Origin of the sequence: Burkholderia pseudomultivorans, assembly GCF_902499075.1 — a bacterium.
GTDB classification, from domain to species: Bacteria; Pseudomonadota; Gammaproteobacteria; order Burkholderiales; family Burkholderiaceae; genus Burkholderia; species Burkholderia pseudomultivorans.
The window spans coordinates 1-8,697 of the sequence record NZ_CABVPP010000107.1; the positions used below are offsets into that span (position 1 = coordinate 1).

Consider the following 8,697-nt stretch of genomic DNA (forward strand, 5'->3'; position numbering starts at 1 on the left):
CTGCGCCCAGCGCACCGGCCGACGTGCCGATGACGCCGTCGGCCGCGGCCGCCGCGCACCTGAACGCCGACGACGCCGACATCGACCTGCCGAGCCTGCCCGCGCACGAAGCGGCCGCGGGCCGCCGCACGTGGCGGCCGGGCTCGGGTGCGCCCGCCGCCGGCGAAGCCGATTCGATGTACGAGCGCTCGAAGCTGAACCCGGTGCTCACGTTCGACAACTTCGTGACCGGCAAGGCGAACCAGCTCGCGCGCGCCGCCGCGATCCAGGTCGCGGACAATCCCGGCATCTCGTACAACCCGCTGTTCCTGTACGGCGGCGTCGGCCTCGGCAAGACCCACCTGATCCACGCGATCGGCAACCAGCTGCTGCTCGACAAGGCCGGCGCGCGGATCCGCTACATCCACGCGGAACAGTACGTGTCGGATGTCGTGAAGGCGTACCAGCGCAAGGCGTTCGACGATTTCAAGCGCTACTATCATTCGCTCGACCTGCTGCTGATCGACGATATCCAGTTCTTCTCCGGCAAGTCGCGCACGCAGGAGGAATTCTTCTACGCGTTCGAGGCGCTGGTCGCGAACAAGGCGCAGGTGATCATCACCAGCGATACCTATCCGAAGGAAATTTCAGGGATCGATGACCGCCTGATCTCGCGCTTCGATTCGGGCCTGACCGTCGCGATCGAGCCGCCCGAGCTGGAAATGCGCGTCGCGATCCTGATGCGCAAGGCGCAGTCGGAAGGCGTGAACCTGTCGGAAGACGTCGCGTTCTTCGTCGCGAAGCACCTGCGCTCGAACGTGCGCGAGCTCGAGGGCGCGCTGCGCAAGATCCTCGCGTATTCGAAGTTCCACGGCCGCGAGATCTCGATCGAGCTGACCAAGGAAGCGCTGAAGGACCTGCTGACCGTGCAGAACCGGCAGATTTCGGTCGAGAACATCCAGAAGACCGTCGCCGACTTCTACAACATCAAGGTCGCCGACATGTATTCGAAGAAGCGTCCGGCGAACATCGCGCGGCCGCGGCAGATCGCAATGTACCTGGCGAAGGAACTGACGCAGAAGAGCCTGCCGGAAATCGGCGAGCTGTTCGGCGGGCGCGATCACACGACCGTGCTGCACGCGGTGCGCAAGATCGCCGACGAACGCAGCAAGGACGCGCAGCTCAACCACGAGCTGCACGTGCTCGAACAGACGCTGAAGGGCTGAGCGCACGGCGCGCTTGAGAATTCGGCGTCCGCCCCAATTTAAGGGGGGCGGTTCGGTTTTGAGGCACAATACAGGTTTGACCGCTCCGGCGGCGGCGGGCCCAGAGCCCGGCCGGCGGGGCGTTGCGAGGCTGCTGCGCTGCAGGCCGTTATCTCAACGAAGGAACTCTATGCAACTGGTCAAGACCGAACGAGACACCCTCCTCAGGCCGCTGCAAACGGTCAGCGGCATCGTCGAACGCCGTCATACGTTGCCGATCCTCGCCAACCTGCTGATCACCAAGAACGGCCCGGACGTGTCTTTCCTGTCGACCGACCTGGAACTGCAGATCACGACGCGCGCCGATTTCGGCGTCGGCGGCGACCAGGTTGCGACCACCGTCGCGGCGCGCAAGCTGCTCGACATCCTGCGCGCGATGCCTGACGGCCAGGTCACGCTGTCGCTCGCCGACAAGCGCCTGACCGTTCAATCGGGCAAGAGCCGCTTCGCACTGCAGACGCTCGCGGCCGACGAGTTCCCGACCGTCGCGCAGGCGAAGGATTTCGGCGCGAGCCTGACGGTTCCGCAGAAGTCGTTCCGCCAGCTGCTCGGCATGGTGCACTTCGCGATGGCGCAGCAGGACATCCGCTACTACCTGAACGGCATGCTGCTCGTCGTCGACGGCGACCAGCTGATGGCCGTGGCCACCGACGGCCACCGCCTCGCGTTCTCGTCGATGAAGCTCGAAGGCGGCACGTTCGGCCGCCAGGAAGTGATCGTCCCGCGCAAGACCATTCTCGAACTGCAGCGCCTGCTCGAGGACATCGACGACACCGTCACGATCGACATCGCGCAGACCCAGGCCAAGTTCACGTTCGGCCAGGTCGAGCTGGTGTCGAAGCTGGTCGAGGGCAAGTTCCCCGACTTCCAGCGCGTGATCCCGAAGGCGCACAAGAACACGTTCGAGATCGGCCGTGAAGAACTGCAGCGTTCGCTGCAGCGCGCGGCGATTCTCACGTCGGACAAGTTCAAGGGCGTGCGCTGCATCGTTGCACCGGGCCAGCTGAAGATCATGTCGACCAACGCCGACCAGGAAGAGGCGCAGGAAGAACTCGAAATCGCGTATCAGGGCGATACCGTCGACATCGGCTTCAACGTCACCTATCTGCTCGACGTGCTCGCGAACCTGAAGGTCGACACCGTGCAGGTGAGCCTCGGCGACGCCAGCTCGAGCGCGCTGATCACGGTGCCCGAGAACGACGAGTTCAAGTATGTCGTGATGCCGATGCGCATCTGACGCAGCCGACATCACGACACACACCAGGGGGCGGCAAGCCCCTTTGGCGTTTTTATGGCGAACTGACAACCCGTCCCTTTGGCGCCTTTCCGGCGCCGCGGACGGGCCAGGAAACTGGAGCGGCCGGCGATTTCATTCGCTGAAACGCACCGCGCCGCCACGAGAGTGGCCTCGCAGAACCGGAAGATATCCATGAGTGAACAGCACAATTCGCAACCCGATAACAGCAGCTACGGCGCCTCGTCGATCCAGATCCTCGAAGGTCTGGAAGCGGTGCGCAAGCGCCCCGGGATGTACATCGGCGACACGTCGGACGGCACCGGTCTGCATCACCTCGTGTTCGAGGTGCTCGACAACTCGATCGACGAAGCGCTGGCGGGTTACTGCAACGACATCCACGTGACGATTCATGCGGACAACTCGATCTCCGTGACCGACAACGGCCGCGGGATCCCGACCGACGTGAAGATGAACGACAAGCACGAGCCGAAGCGCAGCGCCGCCGAGATCGTGATGACCGAGCTGCATGCGGGCGGCAAGTTCGACCAGAACAGCTACAAGGTGTCGGGCGGCCTGCACGGCGTCGGCGTGTCGTGCGTGAACGCGCTGTCGAGCTGGCTGCGCCTGACCGTGCGCCGCAACGGCAAGAAGCACTTCATGGAGTTCCATCGCGGCGTCGCGCAGGATCGCGTGCTCGAGAAGATCGACGGCGAGGAAGTGTCGCCGATGCAGATCATCGGCGATACCGAGAACCGCGGCACCGAAGTCCACTTCATGGCCGACCCGACGATCTTCGGGACCGTCGAGTACCACTACGACATTCTCGCGAAGCGGATGCGCGAGCTTTCGTTCCTGAACAACGGCGTGCGGATCCGTCTCACCGACCTGCGTTCGGGCAAGGAAGACGATTTCGCGTTCGCCGGCGGCGTGAAGGGCTTCGTCGAGTACATCAACAAGACGAAGAGCAACCTGCACCCGACGATTTTCCACGTCAACGGCGAGAAGGACGGCGTGGGCGTGGAAGTCGCGATGCAGTGGAACGACAGCTACAACGAGAACGTGCTGTGCTTCACGAACAACATCCCGCAGCGGGATGGCGGCACGCACCTGACCGGCCTGCGTGCGGCGATGACGCGCGTGATCAACAAGTACATCGCCGATAACGAGATCGCGAAGAAGGCGAAGGTCGAGACGACCGGCGACGACATGCGCGAAGGCTTGTCGTGCGTGCTGTCCGTGAAGGTGCCGGAGCCGAAGTTCAGCTCGCAGACGAAGGACAAGCTGGTTTCTTCGGAAGTGCGCGCGCCGGTCGAGGAAGTGGTGGCGAAGGCGCTGGAAGAATTCCTGCTGGAAACGCCGAACGACGCGAAGATCATCTGCGGGAAGATCGTCGAGGCTGCGCGCGCGCGCGATGCGGCGCGCAAGGCGCGCGAGATGACGCGCCGCAAGGGCGTGCTCGACGGCGTCGGCCTGCCGGGCAAGCTCGCGGACTGCCAGGAGAAGGATCCGTCGAAGTCGGAAATCTATATCGTCGAGGGCGACTCGGCAGGCGGCTCGGCGAAGCAAGGGCGTGACCGCAAGTTCCAGGCGATCCTGCCGCTGCGCGGCAAGGTGCTGAACGTCGAGAAGGCGCGCTACGACAAGCTGCTGTCGTCGGAGCAGATCGTCACGCTCGTGACGGCGCTCGGCTGCGGGATCGGCAAGGACGATTACAACCTCGACAAGCTGCGCTATCACCGCATCATCATCATGACCGACGCGGACGTCGACGGTGCGCACATCCGGACGCTGCTGCTCACGTTCTTCTATCGGCAAATGCCGGAAATGGTCGAGCGCGGGTATGTGTATATCGCGCAGCCGCCGCTTTACAAGATCAAGGCGGGCAAGGACGAGCGGTATCTGAAGGACGATGCGGAGCTGAACGCGCATATGCTGCGCCTGGCGCTGCAGGGCTCGGAGCTGGTGCCGAGCGAGAATGCGGTGCCGATTTCGGGCGATGCGCTCGGGGAGCTGGCGCGGTCGTATCTGATGTCGCAGAGCGTGATCGAGCGCTTGGGCCGGTTGTATGACCCGGCGGCGCTCGAGGCGATCATGGATGGCGTTGTGGTGGATCTGTCCAGCGAGGCTTCGACGGAGGCGTCGGCGAAGGCGATGCATGCGGCGTTGCATGATGAGACGCTGAAGAATGAAGTGCGGGTCGTGCCTTCGTATGATCCGGTGCGGGAGCTGCGGTCGCTGCGGGTCGAGCGCGCGCATCATGGGAATGTGCGCGTTTCGGTTATCGATGAAGAGTTCCAGCATACGGCGGATTATCAGCAGCTTGTTACTACAGCCAAGACGTTTGAGGGGTTGATTCAGGCTGGGGCGGTGATCAAGCGCGGCGAGCGCAGCATGGCTGTGAGCGACTTCAAGAGTGCGATGAAGTGGCTGCTGGCGGATGCGGAGCGGAACGTGTCGAAGCAGCGCTATAAGGGGCTGGGAGAGATGAACCCCGAGCAGCTGTGGGAAACGACGATGGATCCGACCGTGCGGCGACTGCTGCGCGTGCAGATCGAAGACGCGATCGCGGCGGATGGGATCTTTACTACCCTCATGGGGGATGAGGTCGAGCCGCGACGGGCGTTTATTGAGTCGAATGCGTTGAGGGCGGGGAATATTGATGTTTGAGGCTGCCTGTAGATAGACGCATATCCTGAGAAAAACGGACCCATAAATTGAGAAATTTATGGGTCTTTTCTTTTGGTAGCTTGAGCTTATCGAGGATTCATTGACCGGCACATTGCCGACAACAAGCATGGACGGGCTCTAAGCCATATCTTTATACCCCCTGCCCAGGAAGCGGCCTCACGCGCAAACCTGCCGACGAAGGTTCGTCAGAGGGCACATTACGTCTCAACGATGATTTCCATTTGATGTGTCTGTCAACGCGCGGTCAGCGCGCGGTTCGTTCCAGATTGCGCTCAGGCAAAAAGGTCGCGCACGCGTTCGAAGGGAAGCCCCGATTCTGCGGCACGTCGAACCTTCCGTTCGAGCACATGGTTCAAGGGAATCTGCCTGTCGAGGGCGTCGAACAGGTCGAGTCCGTCCATACAAATGACGCGCTTGCCTCGACCGAATGCAGCCAGGCCGTCCGCGCTGAACCCACTGTTGCTCACGAACAGGCCGCGAGCCCAGGCTGCTTTCTGGTCTACTTTTCCATGGAATGCGTGCAAATCTGCCGCGCCAGTCTGCTCTGACTGCCACTTCGCCTCGACGAGATAAGTCTCACCTTGCAGCACGAAGCTGCCGTCAATCTGCTCGCCGCGATGGCGAAAAGGCTCCCGCGCTTCGAGGCCGAAGCAGTCGAACGCCTCCTTGAGCCATGCTTCAAACGCGTAGCCGCGCGGATGCGGAGGTAATGCCGACAGCTCAAGAAGCTTGGTCTTGAGTGCCAGAATCCGGCGGCCATCGAGCGCGGGCTTGGGCGGCGGATTCGCAGCAGATGCGCCCTCGGGCTTCCCTTCCAGACGGTTAATCAGGGATAGGAATTGTCCTTCGGCGTCGATGACCCAGTCGTCACGACCTTGCGAATGACGAACGGCTTCGCGATATTTCCAGAGCGCCTTGAGCGTCGTAATGGCGGTGGCCAAGTCGACCTTGTTCAGAAAGCACCTCAGGCGCTTCGCTTTGGAGGTACCGTTATCAAGGTAGGCGGGGTCGTCGATGTCGACGTTGAGCTCTTCCAGGAAGAAGATGCCCATGGTTCGGTCGGAGAAATCGAGCACATACCCGCCATTCATTTCGAACAGGTCGTCGACAAGTTTCATGTCGAAGGTTCGAATATTCGGCGTCTTCATCCGTTGCATAAGGCCCCTGCGTGTTGGGTAATCATGCCGGCAGAACATCGCGATGTGTCCTGCTTTGCCGGCGATAGGTTCAAAGTTATGTAGTTACCCGCGCGCATCGTCGTGAACATTGAGTCGTATCGGCGGCGCTAGCTTCAGGAAGCTATCGCCATCTGCTTCGGTCTCGCTCGCTCCATCAACTTCTCGTAGAAGGGGGCGTAGACATCGAAAAGGTGAGGCGGCAGCTCTGGGCCGCGGTAAGGGGCCTCGTGCAGAAGGTCGGACAGCAGCAAAAGACGCTTTTCCGGGATGCTTCGACGCCTTGTGTAGTCTTCGAAAAACATCGCAAATCCGCACTTTTTCAGGCGGACGGCCTCGATAAGCCGGTCGACATGGTCGACGCTGAGAATGTAAACCGGGTTCCCCGATGCGAAGTGGTCTGCACTTGTCGTGAATAGCTGGTCCGTCTCAGCCGCAAAAAGGTCACCGTACGTGATGACGACCTTGTGCACGGCCGCGTTTGGATAGGTCTTCTGTAGGAAAGTCTCGACATTCCTCAGTTGTTCATCCGCCTTTTTCACGGTTGCACTGAGCTTTGATGCGTAATCACGTGCTGTTCCAGCGGCGGGAAGTGTGTGAGTCAAGGCCTTGTTCTTGACCTCGAGCAACACCACATCAGCCCCATCTAAAACTGCGAAATCGCAGCACTTGCCGTCGACCGAAAAACGGGTCCGAACTTGCTCTTCGTTCAGAATCTCAAGGCCAGTTAGACTCAGGCTGCGCCCGACGTACTCTTCGAACATCTTTTCGAAGCTCTGTCGAATCGCGGGATTCTCGCTGCGGCCAACGATGTCACTTAACGCGTATCCCAGATTGCGGTCAAGGCAACAGCGTCCCCAAAAATACCAAGCATCGTTGCTGAGCCGTGTGAAGGGGGACCTATAGAGCAGGTTCGGTTGAAACCATTCGTCTGTACTGACCTCGCCGAAATGTTCCGCAGTCACCTCGCGGGGGATGAGCATGGTTTGATAGAATCGCTCGACAGGTGCTCGGCCAAATATATCCTGCAGACCAGCTCTGTATCTCGGGGCAATGACTGTCGAAATATTTTCGAGTGAGTGTTTGCGAAAGATGGTCGCGATGCCGAGAAAGTCCATCGGAGGCATGCCCAAGCTGTCTTCGAACAGACGATAGAGATGCGAGTTCGGTTGCAGTTGGTTGATGATGTCAATCTGGCGCGCGAAAGGTCCCAGCTCTTGCTGTCGTTGATGCGGAATCTGCGGGAGAATCCACGACCGAAGCGCGAGATGAAACGAGCGTCCGGGCCCGAATCCGGTGAACGCTAGGTCGGAAGCCTTCCAGGCCAAGTCAATACATCGCCGTAGTTCTTGCCGCGAGATTCCCACCGAACCATACATACGTGGCTCATCGCGCAGCACCCACACTGCGACGCGCTCGGCGAGCCATGGCGCGTGTGGCTTCCCATCATCTGCTGTCGATTCAGCCTTGATGAACTGAGACAGCTCGGCCAGAACGCTGCCGTAGGAAAATTTCCGGAGCCGGTTGCGGATTGGGCGAATCGCCTCGGCGTACGTCATGTGTTCGGTCACATTCAGAGTGAAAGGCCACCGGCAAAGCGGCCAAATGTAGCTACGGCTGGCTGCGCTTCGTGCGCAATTCCCTCGGTAGCAGTCGGTTCAGCTCATCATCGGTGAAGAAGAGCTCCTCAGCCTGCTTGAGCGCCTTTTGAGCATCTGCGTAGGCTTGGCTGTTAGTCCGGGGAGCCGCCTTGTAGATGTCTTCGAGTGTCGCGTTCAGTTGGTCTCGGGCAGCGCGGATTTCATCGACAGCGTGACCATCGTTCATGTCGACCAGAAGTGATAGGAGGGCTTCGCGGATACCCCACAGCTTGGACGCAACGATAGTGTGCTTCTGGGCCTGCTCGCCCAAACTGGCCTCCTTGAAGTACAGCGTGAAGGCCAACAGGATTGTCGAGAGGATTGCGCCGACAAGCGTATATGGATGGGTGTCCCCGAGAACGGCCAGCAACAAGCTGCTCGTCGTCACGGCCGACAGGAAGATTTCCGCGTTCTTGACGAGCTTGTAACGCGAAATGTATCGGTCGGCCATCTTCTCGTGAGTCTTGTGGGTGTACGCGGCTCGCGCGTACATCTCCCGCAACTGCCCTTCGAGCGAGGCCGCCGGCTGCAGATGTGAATCGTTAAGCTGGGAATACCGTTCCATAGATTGCCCGATATTTTTGCCGTGCCGACCAGTTCTCGCCCTTTAATTGATGGGCAATTGCTTCAATTGCTCTAAAAAGCTCTAACAAAAAGAGTTACGAGGGCTGTTAACCCGCTGCACGCTCTGTTAACCTCATCGTTGTTTCGCT

The 8,697-nt window shown here is 60.4% G+C and carries 6 protein-coding genes; 3 read left to right on the forward strand and 3 right to left on the reverse strand.

Annotation, left to right across the window (positions count from 1 at the left end; genetic code table 11):
* The 3 genes from dnaA to gyrB all read left to right on the forward strand — a co-directional run.
* Window positions 1-1,205: chromosomal replication initiator protein DnaA (dnaA, locus tag BST28156_RS34020; protein ID WP_254596493.1), on the forward strand; the 1,205-nt coding region annotated here is incomplete at its 5' end.
* A 169-nt stretch (window positions 1,206-1,374) separates the two neighbouring features.
* A complete protein-coding gene (gene dnaN / locus BST28156_RS34025) occupies window positions 1,375-2,481 on the forward strand; it encodes a DNA polymerase III subunit beta (protein WP_009688433.1) in 1,107 nt (368 codons plus the stop codon).
* A 192-nt stretch (window positions 2,482-2,673) separates the two neighbouring features.
* Window positions 2,674-5,148, forward strand: coding sequence for a DNA topoisomerase (ATP-hydrolyzing) subunit B (gene gyrB / locus BST28156_RS34030; protein WP_060242856.1), 2,475 nt, complete (start codon window positions 2,674-2,676; stop codon window positions 5,146-5,148).
* 293 nt (window positions 5,149-5,441) lie between these two features.
* On the opposite strand, the gene BST28156_RS34035 is transcribed toward gyrB, so the two are convergent.
* From BST28156_RS34035 to BST28156_RS34045, 3 genes are all read right to left on the reverse strand, one after another.
* Entirely contained in the window at window positions 5,442-6,287 is an 846-nt protein-coding gene (locus BST28156_RS34035; RefSeq protein WP_174904536.1) for a restriction endonuclease, read from the reverse strand.
* A gap of 173 nt (window positions 6,288-6,460) precedes the next feature.
* Window positions 6,461-7,903, reverse strand: coding sequence for a hypothetical protein (locus BST28156_RS34040; RefSeq protein WP_174904537.1), 1,443 nt, complete (start codon window positions 7,901-7,903; stop codon window positions 6,461-6,463).
* A gap of 52 nt (window positions 7,904-7,955) precedes the next feature.
* Window positions 7,956-8,549 (reverse strand): SLATT domain-containing protein, encoded by a 594-nt coding sequence (locus tag BST28156_RS34045; protein ID WP_174904538.1) that lies wholly within the window; start codon window positions 8,547-8,549, stop codon window positions 7,956-7,958.
* Between the last annotated feature and the right edge of the window lie 148 nt (window positions 8,550-8,697).

Excerpts from the sequence above, each read along its gene's own strand:
- gyrB (WP_060242856.1), top strand. The coding sequence starts at position 2,674 with ATGAGTGAACAGCACAATTCGCAACCCGATAACAGCAGCTACGGCGCC.
- BST28156_RS34045 (WP_174904538.1), bottom strand. The coding sequence starts at position 8,549 with ATGGAACGGTATTCCCAGCTTAACGATTCACATCTGCAGCCGGCGGCC.
- BST28156_RS34035 (WP_174904536.1), bottom strand. The coding sequence starts at position 6,287 with ATGAAACTTGTCGACGACCTGTTCGAAATGAATGGCGGGTATGTGCTC.
- BST28156_RS34040 (WP_174904537.1), bottom strand. The coding sequence starts at position 7,903 with ATGACGTACGCCGAGGCGATTCGCCCAATCCGCAACCGGCTCCGGAAA.
- dnaN (WP_009688433.1), top strand. The coding sequence starts at position 1,375 with ATGCAACTGGTCAAGACCGAACGAGACACCCTCCTCAGGCCGCTGCAA.